This is a genomic window from uncultured Leifsonia sp., from assembly GCF_945957465.1.
Taxonomy (GTDB): domain Bacteria; phylum Actinomycetota; class Actinomycetes; order Actinomycetales; family Microbacteriaceae; genus Leifsonia.
The window spans coordinates 52,596-73,253 of sequence record NZ_CAMFLC010000011.1; the positions used below are offsets into that span (position 1 = coordinate 52,596).

A 20,658-nucleotide genomic window follows, 5' to 3' on the forward strand; every position below is an offset into this window, starting at 1 on the left:
GCGGGCGACCGACCCGGAGAGCTACACCGAGATCGCGATCGGCGCGGCGGCCTCGCAGAGCGCCGGAGTCACCGGGTCGATCATCGTGCTCGTGCTGAACCCGGGCTCGAGCGCGCCGGGAACGCGCGCCTACATCGACGGCGGCGCGGGACGCTCCACGACGGTACACGCGGGCGGCGACGTCACCGTTCTCGCCTCCGACGACGGCGGCTCGTTCCGCCTGTACGCCGGGCAGATCAGCGTCGGCGGCTCGGCGGGTGTCGGGATCTCGTCGGCGGTGCTCTCGCGCAGCAGCATCGTGGACGCCTACATCGCCGCGGGCGACGACATCTGGGCGCACGGGGCGACCGGGCTGACCATCGGCGCCACGCAGAGCGCGAGCATCGAGCTGATCGCCGTCGGCGGCTCGGTCGGCGGCTCCGCCGGCGTCGCGGGCTCGGCGACGGTGGATGTGCTGAACCACACCACGCACGCCCACATCGACCGCGGTGTCACCGTCAACGGCGTCAACACCGGCGCCTCCGCGACCGAGGGCGTCGCCCTGTACGCGACCGACACGACCACCATCCGCGGCATCGCCGGGCAGCTCGCCGTCGGCGGCTCCGCCGGAGTCGGAGCGGGCGCGGACGTGGAGGTGCTGAGCAAGGACACCCAGGCCTGGATCGCCCCGCAGGTGCTCGTGGCGGCGAACGGCTCGGTGACCGTCGACGCCACCTCGAAGGAGGACGTCACCTCGATCTCGGCCGGCGCCTCCGCAGGCGGGGCCGTCGGCGTCGCACTCAACGCGGCGGTGCCGGTCTTCACCATCGTGACCGAGGCGTTCGTCGGCGAGGTGTGCACGGCCGGGACGATCACGGCCGCCGCCTGCGCGACCTCCCGCACCACCATCCTGGCCGGCGGCAGCGCCCGCATCGCGGCGAACGAGCAGCTCACCCTGAGCGTCATCGCGGGCAGCCTGGCGATCGGCGGGGAGGTGGGCGTCGGGGCCTCCGCCGCGGTCCCCGTGGTGACCAAGACGACGACAGCCTTCATCGGCGACAACTCGATCGTGAACGCGCTGGGCAACGGCGCGGGCATCACGACGGGCACCGGAGGCTTCACCGTCACGGCCGTCGACACCCGGTTCACGCCGGCCACGGCGATCGAAGCGGACGGTCGCACGATCGACCTCGGCTACGCGCACGGCTTCACCGAGGGCCAGCAGGTGCTGTACGACAACGGCGGCGGCGCCTCCATCGGCGGCCTCACCCAGGGCGGCGTCTACTACGTCCACGTGATCTCGGCGCACGAGGTGCAGCTGTCGGCCACGCAGGGCGGCGCGATCATCGCGCTGACGCAGCCGGTGCGCGGCGGCGAATCGCAGCGCATCCTCCCGACGGACCGGGCCGCGGCGCCGGTCGCGGCCGGTCAGTACTTCACCCCGTCGCTGGACGTGTCGGGCAACGTGATCACGCTGCCCTACGACCTGACCCTCGCCACCGGCGATCCGGTCGTCTACCGGGCGGGCGGCGGCACCGCCATCGGGGGACTGGTGGACGGGCGCACCTACTACGCCATCGTCACCGGCCCGCACTCGTTTGAGCTCGCCGCCACAGCCTGCCAGGCCGACCCGTCCGGCAGCACCTGCAGCGGCGCCGTCCAGACGCCGATCACGCTCGACGCGGCGACCGCCGGAGCCGACCGCGCCCACAGCATCCTCCGCCAGGGCGACCAGCCTCCGGGCGACGCAGCGTCGGTGACCGGCATCAGCGTCGTGACGCCGAACACCGTCGCCGGTTTCCGCGGGGTCGCGGTCACGGCGAACAACAGCGACACCATCGGCGGCTACGGTGTCGCGGCCGGCTTCGGCACGGTCGGGGTCTCGGTCAGCGGCAGCGTCAACATCGTCACGGCGAACACCTCCGCCTCGATCGGGCGGATCGCCCAAGTCAACACCGGCAACGCCGGTGCGTCGTCGGCGCAGAGCGTGATCGTCGGCGCGGGCAACGCCTTCCAGCTCCTCATGGTCGCCGCCTCCGTCGCCGCCGGAGCGGTCGGCGTCGGCGCCAACGCCGCGGTCGGCATCGTCACGGTCAACACGGACAGCACCATCGGCGCGGGAGCGGTGGTGGATGCGGCGCGCGACGTGATCGTCTCCGCCACGGCCTCCGACCGGGTCACCGCCGTGGCCGCAGCCGCCGCGGGCGGAGCCGTAGGGGTCGCCGGTGTCGCGGCCGTGATCGTGCTCGCGCTGCACACCTACGCCGACACCGGCGCCGGGGTGACCGTCGTCGCCGGCAACAACGTCCTGATCGCGGCGCACGATGCCTCGAAGCTGACCGTGGTCTCCGGTGGTCTCGCCGTCGGCGCCGTCGGCGTCGGCATCGGCGTGGCGGTCACCTCCCTCAGCAAGGACACCCGGGCGTTCGTCGGCGCGGGCAGCTCCGTCGACGCGCTCGCGCAGCAGCCCGGCGTCGCGCTCGCGGGCGTCTTCGACGGAACGGTCGGCGCCACCGGGTTCGGGGTGCTCCCGGCCTTCCACGGCCTGGCCGTGCAGGCCGGCTCGAGCGAGAACGTGTTCGGGATGGCCGTCACGGCCGGCGGCGGATTCGTCGGGGTGGCCGGAGCGCTCAACGTCACGCTGGTGCACACGACGACGCTCGCCTTCATCGACAGCAACGCGCTGAACCGCACGCGCATCGACCTCCTGCCCGGCGCCGGCTCCCTCCAATCGATCAACGTCTCGGCGGCGGACCTGGTGACCACCTTCACCATCGGCGGCGGCCTCGCGGCAGGTTTCGTCGGTGTCGCCGGCGGCATCGACATCGGCGTGGCCGACGTCACGGCTCAGGCCTACATCGGGTCGTACGCCACCGTGCACGCGGCGAAGGACGTCTCGTTCTTCGCGCTGACGAGCAAGCAGATCCAGACCTACGCGATCAGCGTCGGGGGCGGGTTCGTCGGCGCGGCCGGCTCCGTCTCGGTCTGGGGCGTCGGCACCCAGCCGACCGGGTCGTACAACGAGGGGAGCTACGGCACCGACAGGGGCACCTGGTCGGGCTCGACCGCCTACAAGCAGGGGGACGTCGTCACCGGCTCCGACGGCAAGCGCTATGGCGCCACGAGCAACAACACCGGCGTGAACCCGGTCGGCGACGCGAGCGGCACCTGGGAGGGCTCGACCGACTCCCTGAACACCTCCTCGAGCAGCCCGGATGCGGCGACGGAGGCGGGCGGCCACGCCAACGGCGCCGGGCAGGGCGGCTTCCAGGGCATCCTCGACGGCACCGCGAACATGCACAACACCTCCGACAACACCAACGGCCGGATGCAGCCCTCGCTGGTCGCGGCCAACCAGACGGTGCACGCAGCGGCACCCGGCTCGAACATCGTCAGCAGCGAGTTCAGCAACAGCGTCGCCGCCGGGACCGTGGCCACGATCGGCGCGAACACGGTCATCGTCATCGGCGGCGGCCTGAACGTCGGCGCGGCCGAGGACCTCGGCTTCGCCGGCGTCGCGGGAACGGCCGCGGGCGGGGCCGTCGCGGTCGGCGGGTCCATCCTGATCGCGCGGATCACCAGCAACGTCGAGGCGTCGATCCAGACCGGCGTCAGCGTCACCGCAGGCGGGGGCGTCCGGGTCGCCACCGCACTCACCGAGACGGACGACGGCCTCGGCTTCGCCGGCGTCGGCGGCCTGGTTGCCGTGTTCGGCCAGGTCGTGCTGATCACCAGCCACGCCACGCAGAACGCGCACATCGACTCCGGCGCGGTCATCCCGACCGCCGGCGGTGTCGTCGACGTCGAGGCGCTCGCCACCCGCACCGTCTCGCCGCTCTCGATCGGCGGCTCGATCGGCGCCGTGGCCGCCGGAGCCTCCGTCGCCGTGGCGACCATCGACGGCGACACCACGGCCACCATCGGGAACGTCGCGATCGGCTCGCTGGCCCCGGCCGGCGGCATCGTCGAGCGGGCGCAGTCGACCATCGTGGCGCCGGTGCAGGCGTACTCGGTCGCGGCGGGGATCGGCGGCGGCATCTCGGGCGCCGTGGCGGTGGCCACGATCGACGGAGCCACGTCCGCGGCCTACAGCGGGCACGCCACCCTGAGCGGCGGCGCGTCCATCTCGGCGGTGGGAGTGAACACCCCGACCACCTCCACGCTGAGCGTCGCCACCGGCGCGATCACCTCCGGGATCAACGTCGCCCGGGCGATCACGAACCGCACGACGACGGCGCGGTTCGCCGGCGGGTCGAGCGTCTCCGCGGGAGGCGCGGTGACGGTGAGCGCCGCATCCACCAACCACGCGAGCGCCCAGACCCCGAGTGCGGCGCTCAGCCTGATCGGCTTCAGCCTCCTGCTGCCCATCGCGACGGTCACCGGAGCCACCGAGGCGCACCTGGACGGCGTGGTCAGCGCCTCCGGATCCATCACGGTCGCCGCGAGCGGCCAGAACCAGGCGATCGCCGACGCGTTCGTCGTCACGGTCAGCCTGCTCGGCGGCGGCCAGGGCGTCAGCGCTCTCGCCTCGGTCACCCAGGCCGCTGATGTGCTCGCGAGCGTCGGCTCGACCGCGAGCCTCAGCAGCGTCGGCGCGGTGTCGGTCACCGCGACCATCGTCTCGGACGGCAGCCACGGCGACTACGCGAAGGCGACCGTCACCAGCGGCGGCGGCGGGCTCATCAGCGCCGGCGCGTTCGTCGCGAGCGCGCTGCTGGCGGGCGCCACGACGGCCGAACTGCGCGCCCCGGTCCTCGCCTCCGGCTCCGTGCTCGTGAAGGCGGCGGGGGACAGCACGGCCGACGCCTCCAGCACGAGCGCCGGCCTCGGGCTCCTCACCGTCACGCTCGCGCTCGTCGACGCGGAGGTCCAGTCGACCGCCGGTGTCGTGGCCATCGCGACCGGCGGCAGCCTCACCTCCAACGGCACCGTGCAGGTCGTCGCCACCGGTGCGAACAGCGCGACGACCCGCACCGATGCCGCCAGCATCGGTCTGTACGCGGGAGCGGCGAACGCCTCCACCGCGCTGGTCGCCGACGAGACCCGCGCCGAACTGGCCGACTCCGTCCACAGCCAGGGACTCTCGGTCACCGCGGATGCGACCAGCGCCGCGACCGCGACCTCCGCGGTGGTCTCCATCGGGCTGATCACCGCGTCGTACGGCGACACGGTCGCGAAGGTGACCTCGTCGGCGGGCGTCCAGGCGCTGGTCGACTCCACCGCCACGACCGTCGACGCCGGGGCGGGTGCGGTGCTCGTCCACGCCGGTTCGGCGAACAGCGCCACCTCGACGCCGACCCGGACCTCCGGTGGCGGCATCGCGCTCCTCGGGCTGTCGCCCGTCGCGAACGTCGCGGCCGCCACCACCGCGCAGTTCGACGGCGGCACCACGACCTCCGGCGCCTTCACCGTCTCGGCGAGCGGCCACAACACGGCGAAGGCCACCGCGGATGTCAGCAACTTCAGCATCGGCGGCGTCACCGGCGTGGTCGTGCTCGCCGACATCGCGCCGAGCGCCACGATCGCCGCCGGTGTCGGCGCCGGCGCGCGCATCACGGCGGCCGGCCAGTTCACCGTCTCGGCGCTCAATCCGGGCGGCAACAGTGCGGACGCGGAGGCGAGCAGCACCGCGGGCGGCGTCATCGCGGCCGGCGTCTTCTTCACCGGCGCGACGATCGGCGCGCCGGTGTCGGCCACGATGAACGGCTCGCTGCTCGCGTCGACCGGCGCCACCGTCTCGGCGGCGGCGACAAGCGTCGTCACCGCCCTGGCGAACTCGCTGAACATCAGCCTGGCCGGAATCACCGCGGCCCTGGTGGATGCCGAACTGCTCGCCTCGGCGGGCGTCACCGCCCACTACGGCACCGGAGCACTGGCCACCAGCGGCGACGGCGCCGTCACGGCCACCGCGGCGAACACCGTCACCGCGACGACGGACACGGCGTCCGGCGGGGTGTTCGAGTTCGGGATCAGCGTGCCGACCGGGCGAATCGCCGCAGCGACGTCGGCGGGCTTCGGGGGCGTCCTCACGCTGGCGACCGGGCTGACCGTGCAGTCGACCGCGACCAACACCGTCTCGACGACCGCCGGAGCGCGCAGCTACGGCGCGATCGCCGCGACCACCTCGTCGCCGCTCGCGACCATCACCAGCGCGGTCGTCACCACCGCCGCCATCGAGCAGAGCGCGCTGCTGAACGCTCCGAGCGCGGCCGTCGTCGTCCTCGCGAGCGCGACCGGGACGACGACGGCGAAGGGCGGATCCGTCAACGGCGGCCTCGGCACGGTGTCGTCCGCGCGGCCGGCTGCGACCGACCAGGCGCAGACGTTCGCGACGATGCTCGGAGCCGCCCACGGCGCGACCGCGACGACTCCCGGCGCCCGCTCGATCACCGTGCAATCCAGCACCGTGGACACCACGACGGCCCTGATCAGCGACACCAGCGGAGCGGGCGTCGCGATCTCCGACGCCGGCGCGACGGCCACGACCCAGACCACCGCCGAGACCGACTTCGGGTCGGCGAACGCGCCGATCGTCACCGTCGGCGACATCACCATCGGGGTCGCCTCCAACCCGGTGTCGATCTCGTCCGCGCTCAGCGACTCGGTGGGCATCCTGCTCAACATCGACTCCAACAACGCGACGGTCGTCAACTCGCCGACCGTCACCCTCCTGGTGAACAAGAGCGCACGCATCTACGCCGGCGGCACCGTCACGCTGAGCGCGCAGCAGAACACGACAGCACCGCCCAGCCTCAACCACAGCGACTTCGACGGCGCCACCGGCGTGGACGTCGGCAGCAACACGATCACGTTCACCGCCCCGCACTCGTTCACCACCGGCGGCACGGTGACCTACACGACCAACGGCGGCACCCCGGTCGGCGGTCTCACGAACAACGCGCAGTACAACGTCATCGTGGTGAACCAGAACGCGATCCAGCTCGGCTCGCTGTTCGACGCCGCCACCATCGACCCGGCGACCGACGCCATCCAGTTCGGCACCGGGACGGGAGCCGACTTCGTCCCGCTCCGCCACAACCTGCACGAGGGCGACCTCGTCACCTACATCGTGCCGAGCGGCAGCACCGCTGTCCCCGGACTCGTGTCGGGCCGTCAGTACCGCGTCCACGTGATCGACGACTCCGACATCCAACTGTTCGACCCGTCCACCCCGACCGGAGCGGTCACCGCCACCGGCTCGAACGTCACAGGCGGCGACACGATCACCGCGGGGAACAGCTACAGCGACGGTCAGGCCGTCACCTACACGAACGGCAACGCGCTCCAGTCGTTCACCACCGACCAGGTCGAAGTGGCGGTCGACGGCAGCTTCAAGCCGATCATCTCCGGCAACCCGCCGGCGCTCACCTACGTGGACGACAACACCATCACGATCCCGAACAACGGCTTCACCACCGGCCAGGCGGTCGTCTACGAGGGGGCGACCGACCCGATCGGCGGCCTCGTCAACGGCGCCACCTACTACGTGATCAGGCTCAACGGCAACCAGATCCGCCTCGCCGCGAACCTGTGCGACGCCACCGGCACCTGCGTCGACGGCAGCAACAACCCCATCCCGGTGACCCCCATCGCGCTCACCCCGGACCGTTCGGATGCGGGACGCGCGGTCATCCACCGCTTCTTCACCCCGGGTCAGCAGCCGATCACCGGACTCGAGGACGGCGGCCGGTACTACATCGTCGGGGCGACTTCCACCGGCTTCCAGCTCGCCACCACCCCGGGCGGCACGGCGATCGCTCTCGACGGGACCGGGATCACCGGACCCGGGACGTTCACCCCGGCCCCCGTCGACCTCGGTGCGGGCGGAGGCGGCAGCCAGCAGCTCGTCATCGACCTGACCAGCGTCGGATCGGGCACCCAGACCCTCTCCGCGGTCGGGATCACCGGCAGCACCGCCGGCGGCGGCCAGCTCTCCACCGCGACCGTCAACGGCTCCGGCGGCGGCATCATCAGCTCGGGCCACGCCAACACGTCCGCGACCGAGGCCGCCGCGGTCACGGTCACCATCGACGAAGGCGCGACGATCACCGCCGGCGGCTCGATCGTCCTCACCACCGCCTCCAACGCCGGGGTCAGCGCCGACTCGGCCAACGGCGGCGGCGGCCTGGTCGCCATCGGCAGCGCCGCGGCCCAGTCGAGCACCACCACCACGACCACCGTCACGATCGCCTCGGGCACCGCGCTCACCGCCGGCGCCGACGTGACGATCGACCCGCTCACCTTCGGCCAGGCCACAGCGCTCTCGCAGTCGCACGCGGGCGGCCTCGGCTCCGGCGTCAGCTCGTACGCCGGGGCGACCCTCACCATCAGCACGGTGACCACGGTCGCCGGCACCATCCTGGCCGGGAACGACATCGCCGTGACGGCCCACACGGCGGCGAACGGCAACGTCAGCACGAACGCGGAAGGCGGCGGCCTCGGAGTCTCCGCACACGCCGGCACCTGCGGCGGCCCGCAGTGCGACCTCAACATCGGCATCACCACGACGGTCGACCTGAAGCCCTTCGCGCACCTCACCGCCGACAACGTGAACGTCACGGCGAGCGTCGACAGCGTGTTCGCGCACAACAACTCGCACACGCACGCGAAGGCGCTCGGTGCCGCGTCCGACGCCCAAGCGGATGTCTACCTCACCAGCAACACGCTCGTGCACCTCGAGCACGACGTGAAGATCGTCGGCTACGAGTCGGTCACGCTGGTCGCCGTCAACGACACGATCACCCTGATCGCCTCCTCGGATGCCCACTGCGGCTGCCTCGGCGGCGACACCAACTCGACCTCGAACATCAGCTACAACGGCACCTCCACCGTCACCGCGGACCTCGGCTCGGTCATCCGCACCGCGGTCCTCGAGGTCGACGCGCTCGAGAACCTCACCGGCTGGAGCCGCCCGACCGACTCCGACGGCGCGGCGTTCGACGGCGGCGGCAGCCACGGCGGCACCAACGAGAACGCGCAACGCCTGATCCAATGGCACGCGACCGTCTACCTGCACGCCGCCGACCCGCAACTCGTGGTGGACGAGACCGGCCGGATCGTGAAGCTCTACGGCGTCGTCGTGAAGGACGACCTGGGCAACACGTACGGCCTGGGCTCCCTCATCCCGGCCGGCCGCATCATCGACGTACAGGACATCGTCAACGCCGGGGGAGCGCACGCCACCTTCTACGCGAACGTCGTCGGCTCGCAGGCGGGCGGCAGCGCGCCGCAGGGTTCGATCGTCGGCACCGACGGCAGGTTCATCGTCCAGAACACATTCGACTTCGTGAAACTGTACAACTCGTCCAGCCGTTCCATGACCGTGCACGCGATCACGGTCGCGAACCTCACCGCGGTGGCCGCGACCGTCGACATCACGACCGAGATCAGCTCCGGGTTCCTGTTCACGATCGGCGCGCCGATCTTCGTCCCGACGGCCGTCGACATCGAGAACTACGTGGTCTCCGGCAACGGCACCGACCAGCTCGTCCTCGACGGCGTCATCGCGAACCCGATCGGGTCGACCCGCATCGACAACCAGCACGGCGACATCCTCGCCGGGCCCGACCGGCCGGCCGTCATCACCAACACGCTCGTCATCCTCGCCGACGACGGCACCATCGGCCTGCTGGACGCATCCACCGGTGTGCGGGTGCCCATCCCGGTCTACCTCGTGCAGAGCGACTACCTGGTCGACGACGTCGACCCGACCCGGTTCGTCTCGCTGATCGCGGACGCGCGGGTGGATGTCGTGCTCGACATCACGTCCATCCTGCGAGGGCCGCCGAGCGCGTTCACGCCGACGCTGCCGCTCATCCACGCCGGACGCGACATCGACATCGTCCTCGGCGACAGTCTGCAGGGCGACGGCGTGCCCGCGTTCGGGGCGAACGCCATCCAGGTCAACGACCAGCAGACTCCCGCGCTCTCGGGGCTGTACCAGCTGTTCTTCCACCCCGACAACGGTGTCTTCGGGTACAGCGACCCGGTGCTGGTCGCCTTCGGCACGGACAACACCCCGTTCCCGAGCACCTACGTGTTCTCCGACCTCAGCGCCGGCCGGAACATCGGAGTGCGGCACACCGCGACCGGCGCGACCGTCGTCATCGTCGCCCACACCGACGTGGATGCGACGTTCACGGGCATCGAGCTGCCCATCCCGTTCTCGACCAGCGACGGCATCGGCGAGATCGACCTCTCCACCGACGGCTCGATCACCGACACCGAGACCATCGGCGATCTGCGGGTCGGCACCATCACCTCCACCGGCGGGGATGTGACGCTCATCGCCCCCGACCTCGGTGCCTCCATCTTCGACGTCGGCGCGGCCGACGACACCGCGCCGCGCGTCACGGGCAACACCATCACGCTGCTCGCTCCGACCGGCGGCATCGGCTTCGTCTCGCCGACCGTGAACTACCTCGAGCTGCGCTCCTCCAACGCCGCACGCGGACACGTCTACGCGCTCGCGCTGCACGGCATCTACCTGGCGCAGACCTCCGGCGCGCTCTACGTCGGCCTCGTCGACTCGCTCACCGGGGATGTGGCACTCATCGCCGACGACGGCTCCATCCAGAACGATGTGGACGGCACCACCGCCGAGGTCATCGGCACGAACATCGACCTGATCGCGCACAACGGCTCGATCGGCACGGCGTCCGGCACCGGCGCCTCCGACCTGAAGGTCGCCACCGACGCCCTGCACGGCGGCCGGCTCTTCGCCCTCACCGACCGAACCTCCGCCCTTCCGGCCGGAAGCGCGCCCAACGGCGACATCTACGTCACCCAGACGGCCGGCGCCCTCCGCGTGCTCAGCGCCGAGTCGCAGTTCGGCGACGTGCGCCTGACCGTCCCGTTCGCCACCGGACGCACCGACGCCGACCTCGAGCTGCTCGGCGCGGGCAGCACGCTGGACGGGGCGATCACCCTCGCCGAGGGCCGGATCGTCGCCCTCGGAGACGTCACCCTGCGCATCGGCGACAACCTCGACACCGCCGTCACCAGCCTCATCCAGGGCGCGACGGTCACCATCCAGGGGGAGTACCTGCAGAACCCGCTCGCCCCGGTCGGGTCGACCATGCACTTCGCGGGCACGGTCACCGGGCACCCCACGAACGTCTTCGGCGGCAACGGCGTCGACACCTACCTCTTCGACCACACCTTCCTCGGCGGGCAGACGAACGTCTACGGCGGAGCGACCGCGACCGCGGCGGCCACCGGATCCGACGGCAACGACGTGTTCGTGGTCGACCACCTGCAGACCATGACCGGCACCCACCTCGACACCACGACGGATCCGTACGCCGGGCTGCCCGTGCGCGACACCCTCCTCCTCGACGGCCAGACCGGCAGCAACAGCTACACGGTCGACACCTGGGGCGGCGCCGACGCCCTCGACCACGACTACGTGCTCAACGTGCTGAACTCCGGACCGTGGGGCGGCCTGAACACGCTCACCGTCAACGGGACGGCCGCGAACGATGTGTTCCTCCTCCGCGGCATGACGATCATCCCCGATCAGCCCGGAGCCGAACTGCCGGCCTTCGTGGCGCTGCTGCACGGCCTGGTCGCCACCGAGCGGATCAACTACGACGACCACATCAACAGCCGCCTCACGGTCAACGGCTTCGCGGGGAACGACACCTTCGTGGTCGACGACAACAGCGCGATCACCACCCTCGACGGCGGACTCGGCGACGACCGGTTCATCATCGGGCAGCTCTACGACGCTCCGCGCATCCCGCCGGCCGTGCACCCGGAGGACCAGTTCCCGCTGGTCGCCACCGCCCTCGGGCTGCTCAGCGACGGCGTCAGCTTCCCGACGACGATCTACGGCGGGGCCGGAGACGACACCTTCGTCATCAACCACAACCTCGCCGAGCTGCGAGTGGAGGCCGGGACCGGCAACGACCGGTTCCTCCTCACCGCCGCGCGCCAGCCCCACACCGCCGACTACCTCACCGACGGGCCGGTGTCCCTCGACGGCGGTGCGGGCGCGAGCACCGTGCGGGTCACCGGATTCGACTCCCTGTCGAAGTTCGTATCGAACATCAACGGGGTGAAGGGCGAGGGGCTGACGGTCACGCTGCGCAACTTCAGAGCCGCCGCGTCGCTGTCCCTGTTCTCCGGCGCCGTCCCGACCCCCACGCCGTTCCTCCTCCCCGGCGAGGACCCGCCGCCTGTCGTCGTCATCCCGCCGGTGGTCCCCGTCCCGGGCGCCGGAGTCGTCATCGTGACCGAGTCCGGCGGACGCACCGTCGTCCTGCCCGGCGGGCCGCTCACCGACACCTACACGATCGAGCTGGCCACGCCGCCGACGGCGACCGTCTTCCTCACGATCTCCGCGTCCTACGGCGGCGGCGCTCCTTACGCCCAGATTTCCATCGACGGCGGACTCACCTACGCGGACAGCGTCGTGCTGGTCTTCGCGGCCGGCGAGACGGGCCCGGTGACCGTGACCGTGCGCCTCAACCCGGGTGTGCTGTCCTTCCCGCCCGGATTCGTCGTCGAGACGATCAGCACCTCGACCGTCAGCGCCGACCCGCTGTACAACCGGGCCACCGTGCGCAACGTCTATGTGAACGAGCCGCTGCCGCAGCCCCTGCCGACGCCGCCGGGGCCGCCTGCACCGGTCGTCCCAGCCGGGGGTGGCGCCGGCCACCCGACGGCGACCGGTACGACCGGCGGGCTGGCCGCAACCGGCTCGTCGATCGGGATGCTGCCGCTCGGCGCAGCGCTGCTGCTCCTGCTGGGACTCGGGCTCCTCGTGGGAGTCGCGCGCCGGGACAGGGCGGGACGGGCAGCGCGGACTAGCGGCTCTCCGCTGCCGTGAACGCGTACGCCTCCTGAGCGAGCGCCTCCCACACGCCGGGAGCGGTGTCCGTCACCACCAGCCATTGCCGCATCGGGCTCTTCTTTCCCGCCCGGAACGGCTCCCCGACGGCGGAGGCGATCAGCTCGTCCACCCGCTGGGCCGCCAGCTTCACGACGAAGCGCTCCCCGCTGGAGATCATGCAGAACACGGAGCCGTCCACGCGCAGGGCGTCCGAGCCGAACCGGCGCGGCGCGCCCGCCACCGGAGGTGTGACTCCGGGACGGCCGACGAAGGTCGACACGATGTCATCGAATCTGTCGCGTGTTGACAGCATGGTTCACGGTAGGCCTCCCGAGCGGTCGCGCGCGAGAGGCGCGATCAGCGCAGCGCCAGGCCGTCGGAGCGTCCGGCGGCGCGGAGTGTCGCCGTCGCCGCGGCCAGTTCCGACCACGGGCCCGTCGTACCGAACTGCGCGATGCCGGAGGTCCGCATGACGACCTCGTCGCCGGCCAGCAGCGACGCCAGCTCCTCCATGCCCGGGTTGTGGCCGACCAGGATGACCGTCCCCGCATCCTCCGGCAGGTCGCGCACGACCTCCAGGAGATGCTCGGCGGACGCCGCATAGACGCGATCGTCGGGTCGTGCCGGGGGCACGACGGGAAGCTCGGCGGCCACCAGCTCCCACGTCTCGCGGGCGCGCCGTGCCGGCGACACGACGGCCAGGTCGATCCGTTCGGCGCGGCTCGCGAGCCAGCGCCCGGCGAGCGGCGCCTGGCCCCGGCCGCGGTCGGCCAGCGGGCGCTCGACGTCCGGCACGGAGCCCGTCCAGTCGGATTTCGCGTGCCGCAGCAGGATGAGCGTGCGTTCGATGTCGGTCACCCTGCCAGTGTGGCGCACGACCCGTTCCGCGTCACTCGTGCTCCGGCAGGAGCGGCGCCGACAGGCCCGGGTCGCGGCCGAGGTGGGCGGCGCGCGAGACGGCTGCGGCGCCGAAACGATCGCGCACGGCGTCGAGCACGGTGTCCAGGCGGGCGCCGTCCTGCCAGTCGATCGGCAGCTCCGGCTGGAACGTGTCGGCACTGCCCAGCTGCGACAGCGACAGGCCGATGAGGGTGATGCCGCGTTCCGCGATCTCCCCTTGCGCCGAGTCGAGCAGGGCTCGCGCGACCCCGAGCAGCACAGCGGTGCGGTCCGAGGGAAACGGGAGGGTGCGCGAGCGGGTGGCCCGGGCGAAGTCTCCGAAGCGCAGTCGCAGGACGATCGTGCGGCAGGTGCGGTCGCGGTCGCGGAGGCGGCGGGCGAGGCGGTCGACGATCTGCGTGAGGATGAGCTCGAGCTCTTCGGGGGAGCGCGGCCGGTATCCGAGCGCGCGCTGCGAACCAATCGAGCCGCGCGGCCTGGTCGTGTCGACGGGGCGCGGATCCCGCAACCGGGCCAGCGCGTGCAGGTGCGCGCCGGCGGCCCGGCCGAGCAGCCGCTCGGCTGTCGCCTCCTCGAGTTCGGCCAGCTGCCCGACCGTGCGGATGCCGAGCCGGTGCAGCTTCTCGGCCGTGACGGCGCCCACGCCCCACAGCCGCTCCACCGGCAGCGGGAGCAGGAACTCCTGCTCGCGCTCGGGCTCGACCACGAGCAGCCCGTCGGGTTTGCTCACCGCGCTGGCGACCTTGGCGAGGAACTTGGTGCGCGCTATCCCCACCGAGATCGGAAGGCCCACCTCCCGCCGGACGCGTTCGCGCAGCCGCACGGCGATCTGCTCGGGCGTTCCCGCGAGCCGCCGGAGGCCGCCGACCTCCAGGAACGCCTCGTCGATGGACAGTCCCTCCACGAGCGGGGTGGTGTCGCGGAAGATGTCGAACACGTCTTTGCTGGCGGCCGAGTAGGCCTCCATCCGCGGCGGGACGACGATGGCCTCGGGGCACAGGTCGCGCGCCTGCCGGCCGCCCATCGCGGTGCGCACCCCGCGCGCTTTGGCCTCGTAGCTCGCCGCGAGCACGACGCCCCCGCCGACGATGACGGGGCGTCCGAGCAGCGCAGGGGCGTCGCGCTGCTCGACCGAGGCGTAGAACGCGTCCAGGTCCGCGTGCAGCACCGTCGCCTCGCCCCGCATCCCGTCCTCCGATCCCGCGTCGAGAGAATGGTCGCATCGACCCCGGACACCGGCGGGCGGGCTGGATTCACGCCTGCGTGTCGAGCACCTCCCGCAACCGCTGGGCGAACTCCGTCGCCTTGCCGGGGTACGGGGCGTCCTCGGCAGCGAAGCCGCCGTGGTGACTCGGGAACACGACGGCCTCCGTGCCGAGCAGCTCGGCGACGGCCGTGGAGGTCCGGCCGGTGAAGCTGCCCTCCGACTCCTCGCCCACGCCGACGACGATGCGGGTGGGCGCGGCCGTCAGCGCATCGACATCCGGGCGATGGGAGGTCACCGCCGACGACCGCTCGGAGAGCAGCGGATCATCGCGTGAGCCGTCGTCGGACGACGGCAACCCGAACATCGCCGGGTCGGGAGCCGGGCGCGCGAAGTACTCGTCGGAGAACTCGCCGCGCCACGACGTCATCCCGATGAACGCCGCCATCCCCGCCCCGAAGCCGTCGGCGGCGTACGTCGCGTGCACCGCGGCGAGGGCGCGCTCCGCCGCCTCGGCGTCGGGGAGGACACCGGGGAGCGGCGGTTCGTGCGCCACGAGCACGCGGACATCGTCCGGGTGCGCGGCGACGAGGGCCAGTGCGGTCACCGCCCCGCCGCTGCTGGCGAACAGGTCGACCGGTCCGGCGCCCAGCGTCTCGATCAGCGCGTGCACGTCCTCGGCCTGCGTGCGGGGCGTGTTGGCGACCTCGCCGTCGCTGCGGGTGCTCCGCCCCAGGCCGCGCGGGTCGTACGTGACCACGGTTCGGTCCGGAAAGTGCGACGCCAGCGCGCGGAAGCCGCTCGCGTCCATCGGCTGGCCGATCATGACGAGCACGGGATGCGCGGCCGAGCCGTCCTCCGGCTCGGCGACGTCGTAGACGATCTCGGCGTCGTCCCTGCTCAGCGTGTGCGTCTTCATGCCCCGGCCCCTGTCCGCGTCGACGATCGATTCCCGCGATGGATGTTACCCGCCCGGCACCCGGTCGGCGCGCTGAACCCGCAGCTACTCGTCGTCGTCCCGATCCCGATGCAGCGCATCCTTCACCCGCTCCACCCCCTCGGTGATCAGGGAGGTCGCCGAGTCCTTGATCGCCCCGAGACCGTCGGGGTCGCCCTTGAGCAGGGCGAGTCCGGTGTTCTTCGCGAACTCCAGCGTGATGTGCGGCGGCAGCGGGGGCACGTTCTTGCTCGTGTGGGCGTCGATGACCGTGACGCCCTGGTGGGAGAGCGCGGCATCCCACGCCGCTTCCACCTCGTCGTCGGTCGTGACGGTGATCCCCTGGAAGCCGAGCAGCTGGGCCCAGTCCGCGTAGTCGACCGATTCGACGTCCTGGGAGGTCGACCAGACCGGGTTGGCGTCCTCGGTCCGCATCTCCCACGACACCTGGGTCAGGTCGTCGTTGTGCAGCACCAGCACGACGAAATTCGGGTTCGACCAGCGCGACAGGTACTTCTTGACGGTGATCAGCTCGTTCATCCCGAGCATCTGGAAGGCGCCGTCGCCGATGGTGCAGACCACGGTCCGCTCCGGGAAGGCGAACTTCGCGGCCGTCGCGTACGGCATCGCCGCGAGCATGGTCGCCAGCCGGCCGGAGAGGTCGCCGCGCATGCCGTCGCGCAGGCGGATGTGCTGGCCGTACCAGTCGGCGGTCGTGCCGGCGTCGGCGGTGACGATCGCGCCCGCGGGGAGGCGCTTGTTCAGCTCGTGGTAGACCCGGCGCGGGTTCACGCCGTCGTCGTAGTGCTGCTCGGCCTGGGCGGCCAGCTCGTCGTCCCAGTCGCGCATGGCGGCCGCCGCCTTCTCCTGCCACGAGAGGTCGTCCTTCTGCTTCAGCAGGGGGATGAGCCCGGCGAGGGTCGTCTTCACGTCGCCCCAAATGCTCACGTCGGTCGGGTAGCGCAGCCCCAGCTGCTCGGGACGGAGGTCGACCTGGATCGCCTTGGCCTGCCCGGTCTCGGGCAGGAACTGGCCGTACGGATAGTTGGTGCCGAGCAGCACGAGGGTGTCGCACTCCTGTATCTGGTCGTAGCTCGGCCGCGACCCCAGGAGGCCGAGCTGCTGGGTGTGGAACGCGACGTCGCCCGGCACGACCTGCTTGCCGCGCAGCGAGGTGATGACACCGGCGCCGGCGAGGCGGGCCGCCGTCAGCACCTCCTCGGTCGCCCCGACCGCGCCGTGGCCGACCAGGAAGGTCACCCGCTCGCCGGCGTTGATGAGGTCGGCGGCCGCCTGCAGCTGCTCGGCGGGCGGCGCGATCGCCGTCGACGGCGGAACCGCGCTCGAGCGCGACACCCACATCTCCGCGCCGGGTTCGGCCATCGCCATGCCCTGCACGTCGTGCGGGAGGATGATCACGGTCGGCTGCTTGCGGGCGATCGCCGTGCGGAACGCCGTGTCGACCACCGCCTGCGCCTGCTCGGGGGAGACGATCGTCTGCACGTATTCGGCGACGTCCGCGAACGTCTGCTCGAGCTTGCTCTCCTGCTGATTGAACGTGCCGAACGAGTTCAGCCCCTGCTGCCCGACGATCGCGACCACCGGCTGGTTGTCCATCTTCGCGTCGTACAGGCCGTTCAGCAGGTGGAACCCGCCGGGGCTGGAGGTGGCGATGCACACGCCGACCTCGCCGGTGAACTTCGCGTGCGCCACCGCCATCAGGGCGCAGATCTCCTCGTGCGTCGGCCGGATGTACTCCAGGCCTTCACCGGCACGCTCGGCTTTGCCGAGCATCCCGTCGAACTCGCCGATCCCGTCGCCGGGGAAGCCGAACACGCGTCGCACGCCCCACTCCCGCAGTCGCGCGATCACGAACTCGCTGACCGTCGTCGCCATAGTCTTTCTCCTTCGCGTGTCGACGCCGCGTCGCTCAGGGCTCCGGGCGCTGGATGAGCCGGGCCGCCGCGCGAGCCGCGACGGCCATGATGGTGAGGGCGGGATTGGCGCTGCCCTGGGTCGGCAGCACGCTCCCGTCGGTGATGAGCAGGTTGGGGACAGCAAACGTCCGGCAATCGGCGTCGACAACCCCGTGCGTCTCGTCGGCGCCCATGCGTGCCCCGCCGACCAGGTGCGCGTACCGCTGAACGGTCATGGTCTCCTGGGCGCCGGCGGCCTCCAGCAGTTGCTCCATGGTCGCCTGCGCCGCCTTCGCGAGCGCCCGGTCGTTGTCGCACTGCGAGTACGCGAAGTGCGCGACGGGAAGGCCGTAGCGGTCCTTCTCGTCGGCCAGCGTGACCCGGTTGTCGGCCTGCGGAAGGAACTCGCACAGTGCGCCCAGGCACGCCCAGTGCACGTAGTCCGACATGTACCGGCGCAGGTCGGCCCCCCAACGGCCCTGCGCCATCACGTGCTCCGCCCAGGTGATGGGCAGTGGTGAGACGGTCTGGATGGAGTAGCCGCGCTTGTACGGCTTCGACGGGTCGGTCTCGTAGAACTCCTCGGTGCTGACCTCGGGCGGCGGCGCCTTCCACATCCGCACCTCCTGCTCGAAGCGGCCGGCGGTCTGCGGGGCGCCCTGCACCATGAGGTACCGGCCGACGAGGTCGAAGTCGTTGCAGAGCCCGTCGGGGAAGCGTGCGGACGCCGAGTTGAGGAGCAGCCGCGGAGTCTCGATCGAATAGCCCGCGATCGCGACCATCCGGGCGCGCTGGAAGCGCTGCACCCCGTCCTTCACGTAGTGCACACCGGTCGCGCGCCCGGTGAACGGGTCCACCTCGATGGAGGTGACCATGCTGTCGGCGCGCACTTCGGCGCCGTGCGCCAGCGCGTCCGGGATGTGGGTGATCAGCGGGGAGGCCTTCGCGTTCACCTTGCAGCCCTGCAGGCAGAACCCGCGGTAGATGCAGTGCGGGCGATGCCCGAACCGGCCGTTCGCGATCGCGACCGGGCCGACCTTCGCCTCGATGCCGGAGGCGTATGCGCCGCGCAGGAAGGTCTCGCCGTTGCCCGAGACGGGGTGGGGGCGGTGCGGATAGCCGTGCGGATCGCCCCACGGCCAGTCCTCGCCCGCGACCGGCAGCTCGTTCTCGATGTCCTCGTAGAACGGCGCGAGGTCGTGGTACTCCAGCGGCCAGTCGGCTCCGACCCCGTCGGCGCTGAAAGTGTGGAAGTCGCTGGGGTGGAACCGCGGCACGTAGCCGGCGTAGTGCACCATCGAGCCGCCCACGCCCCGCCCGGAGTTGTTGGACCCGAGCGGCACCGGGTCGTCGCCGCCGATCTGCCGCGGCTCCGTCCAGTACAGGTGATGCGATCCGGCTTCGTCGCTGACCCAGTCGCGCTGGGGATCCCAGAACGGCCCGGCGTCGAACGCCACGGCGTCCCAGCCGGCGCGGGCCAGCCGCTGCAGGAGCACCGAGCCGCCCGCGCCGCAGCCGACGATCGCGATGTCCACCTCGTCGCCGTCGTCGAAGCGGCGCATCTGCTGACGCAGCCGCGGCTCCTCCCGGGAGCCGTCCGAAGTGAGCAGCCACGCCGAGTCGTTGCGTTCGCGGACCGCGCTCATGAGCCGGCCGTCCCGGTGCGCGGCATGTCGTCGGGCTGCGCGTCGGCGACCTCGAACGGCTCCCGGCTGTCGAGCCCGAGGTTCTTGTAACCGCGCGGGTACGCCGGCCCGGCGAAGCCGATCTCATCCCATGCCGCCGGGTGGCTGTAGTAGGCGGTGCACGCGTACCGCGTCCAGAGGCTCCAGATGCGCGCACGATGGAATCCGCGCCACTCGCCGTCCCCGTCGTGGATGCCGGAGAGGAGGGCGAGCTGCTGCGGCTCGTCGCACGCGGCGAACGCCCGACCGTGCACAGCGTGGGCCTCCGCGTCGAGGGCGGCGAGGCTGATCTTCCAGACCTCCCAGTCGTCGCCCATCGAGTCGTAGTGCCAGCCGTCGGTCTCCTTCTCGGCGAGCCGGGCGTCCACCATCGCGGTCACCGGCACGCGGCGGTCGTCGGGATGCTGGTCGAGCAGCCGGTCGAACAGGGCGGTCGCGGCCGCCTCCTCGGCCGCGTCGAAGAAGCGGATGTCCGGTGGGCGCCCGACGCGGGAGTAGACCACCGCGCGCGTCTCGTCGTCCCAGTGCTTCGCCTGATCGAGCACTCGGAAGCCCGGAAACCGCTCCGGCACCTCGTCGCGCAGGTTGCGCGCGGTCACTTCTCGCGCCTCAGGATCGCAGCCAGCAAGCCCATGCCGCCGACCATCGTGACCAGCAGGGGCGCCAGGAGCGGCGGCCCCATCTCGAGGTTGTAGCGCGCGTTGTGCCAGCCGCCCGGCTTCTGCGCGATGCCGCGGGCGTGCAGCCACGTGCCCTGCAGGCCGTTCGCGACGATCGTCGCCGCCGCGAGAGGGAGCACGGTCTTCGCGGCCCGCTTGCTGACGACGCCCGCGACTCCCGCGACGGCCCCGACGGGGCCGAGGATCACCGGGACCCACATCCACTTGTTGCCGAAGCTCGCCTTGTCGTGCTCGAAGTAGATCTCGCCCGCGGTGACGACGGCACCCACCGCGGTCAGAGCCGAGAGCGAGCGTTCGAAGCGCCCCGTCTCGATGTTCCTCACCATCCGGTCGATGCCGTGGACGACCTCCGGCCGGCCCTTCGTCTTCTTCTTCGTGGTCAGCGTGCGTCCCACGTCGCCTCCGTCCGTCGCCTGCCTGCGCATGGCCCTGCTTGCACCAGCGCAAGCGTTGCACCGGACCGGCGGGAGGTGAAGGGGTGCTGACCGCCTTCTCAGGAAATCGCGCTTCGCCATCCCCTCA

At 71.7% G+C, this 20,658-nt stretch carries 9 protein-coding genes (1 of these 9 cut by a window edge); 1 reads left to right on the forward strand and 8 read right to left on the reverse strand.

The window, feature by feature from the left end; translation table 11 throughout:
- Positions 1-12,811, forward strand: partial view of a hypothetical protein gene (locus tag Q0Q23_RS07600; protein ID WP_295121639.1) — the 3' portion only. Its footprint begins 17,870 nt before the window's first position; the window shows 12,811 of its 30,681 coding nt (coding positions 17,871-30,681); its start codon lies beyond the left edge, outside the window; the stop codon is at positions 12,809-12,811.
- Here the strand turns inward: Q0Q23_RS07600 and Q0Q23_RS07605 are convergent.
- From Q0Q23_RS07605 to Q0Q23_RS07640, 8 genes are all read right to left on the reverse strand, one after another.
- Complete coding sequence (locus Q0Q23_RS07605; RefSeq protein ID WP_295121642.1) at positions 12,789-13,094, reverse strand: hypothetical protein; 306 nt, start codon at positions 13,092-13,094, stop codon at positions 12,789-12,791. The genes Q0Q23_RS07600 and Q0Q23_RS07605 overlap by 23 nt on opposite strands.
- 77 nt (positions 13,095-13,171) lie before the next feature.
- Complete coding sequence (locus tag Q0Q23_RS07610) at positions 13,172-13,672, reverse strand: histidine phosphatase family protein (RefSeq protein ID WP_295121644.1); 501 nt, start codon at positions 13,670-13,672, stop codon at positions 13,172-13,174.
- 31 nt (positions 13,673-13,703) lie between these two features.
- Positions 13,704-14,900 (reverse strand): DNA polymerase IV, encoded by a 1,197-nt coding sequence (gene dinB / locus Q0Q23_RS07615; RefSeq protein WP_295121646.1) that lies wholly within the window; start codon positions 14,898-14,900, stop codon positions 13,704-13,706.
- Positions 14,901-14,967: 67 nt separating this feature from the next.
- Positions 14,968-15,837 (reverse strand): alpha/beta fold hydrolase, encoded by an 870-nt coding sequence (locus tag Q0Q23_RS07620; RefSeq protein WP_295121648.1) that lies wholly within the window; start codon positions 15,835-15,837, stop codon positions 14,968-14,970.
- An 84-nt stretch (positions 15,838-15,921) separates the two neighbouring features.
- On the reverse strand, positions 15,922-17,751 hold the full coding sequence (locus tag Q0Q23_RS07625; RefSeq protein WP_295121650.1) for a thiamine pyrophosphate-requiring protein: 1,830 nt from the start codon (positions 17,749-17,751) through the stop codon (positions 15,922-15,924).
- 34 nt (positions 17,752-17,785) lie between these two features.
- Positions 17,786-19,417, reverse strand: coding sequence for a GMC family oxidoreductase (locus Q0Q23_RS07630; protein ID WP_295121652.1), 1,632 nt, complete (start codon positions 19,415-19,417; stop codon positions 17,786-17,788).
- A complete protein-coding gene (locus tag Q0Q23_RS07635; protein ID WP_295121656.1) occupies positions 19,414-20,055 on the reverse strand; it encodes a gluconate 2-dehydrogenase subunit 3 family protein in 642 nt (213 codons plus the stop codon). Before Q0Q23_RS07635 ends, Q0Q23_RS07630 begins: the two co-directional genes overlap by 4 nt.
- Positions 20,052-20,561: a hypothetical protein gene (locus Q0Q23_RS07640; protein ID WP_295121659.1), complete on the reverse strand. Its 510-nt coding sequence runs from the start codon at positions 20,559-20,561 to the stop codon at positions 20,052-20,054. Before Q0Q23_RS07640 ends, Q0Q23_RS07635 begins: the two co-directional genes overlap by 4 nt.
- Between the last annotated feature and the right edge of the window lie 97 nt (positions 20,562-20,658).

Excerpts from the sequence above, each read along its gene's own strand:
- dinB (WP_295121646.1), bottom strand. The coding sequence starts at position 14,900 with ATGCGGGGCGAGGCGACGGTGCTGCACGCGGACCTGGACGCGTTCTAC.
- Q0Q23_RS07620 (WP_295121648.1), bottom strand. The coding sequence starts at position 15,837 with ATGAAGACGCACACGCTGAGCAGGGACGACGCCGAGATCGTCTACGAC.
- Q0Q23_RS07625 (WP_295121650.1), bottom strand. The coding sequence starts at position 17,751 with ATGGCGACGACGGTCAGCGAGTTCGTGATCGCGCGACTGCGGGAGTGG.
- Q0Q23_RS07630 (WP_295121652.1), bottom strand. The coding sequence starts at position 19,417 with ATGAGCGCGGTCCGCGAACGCAACGACTCGGCGTGGCTGCTCACTTCG.
- Q0Q23_RS07640 (WP_295121659.1), bottom strand. The coding sequence starts at position 20,561 with ATGCGCAGGCAGGCGACGGACGGAGGCGACGTGGGACGCACGCTGACC.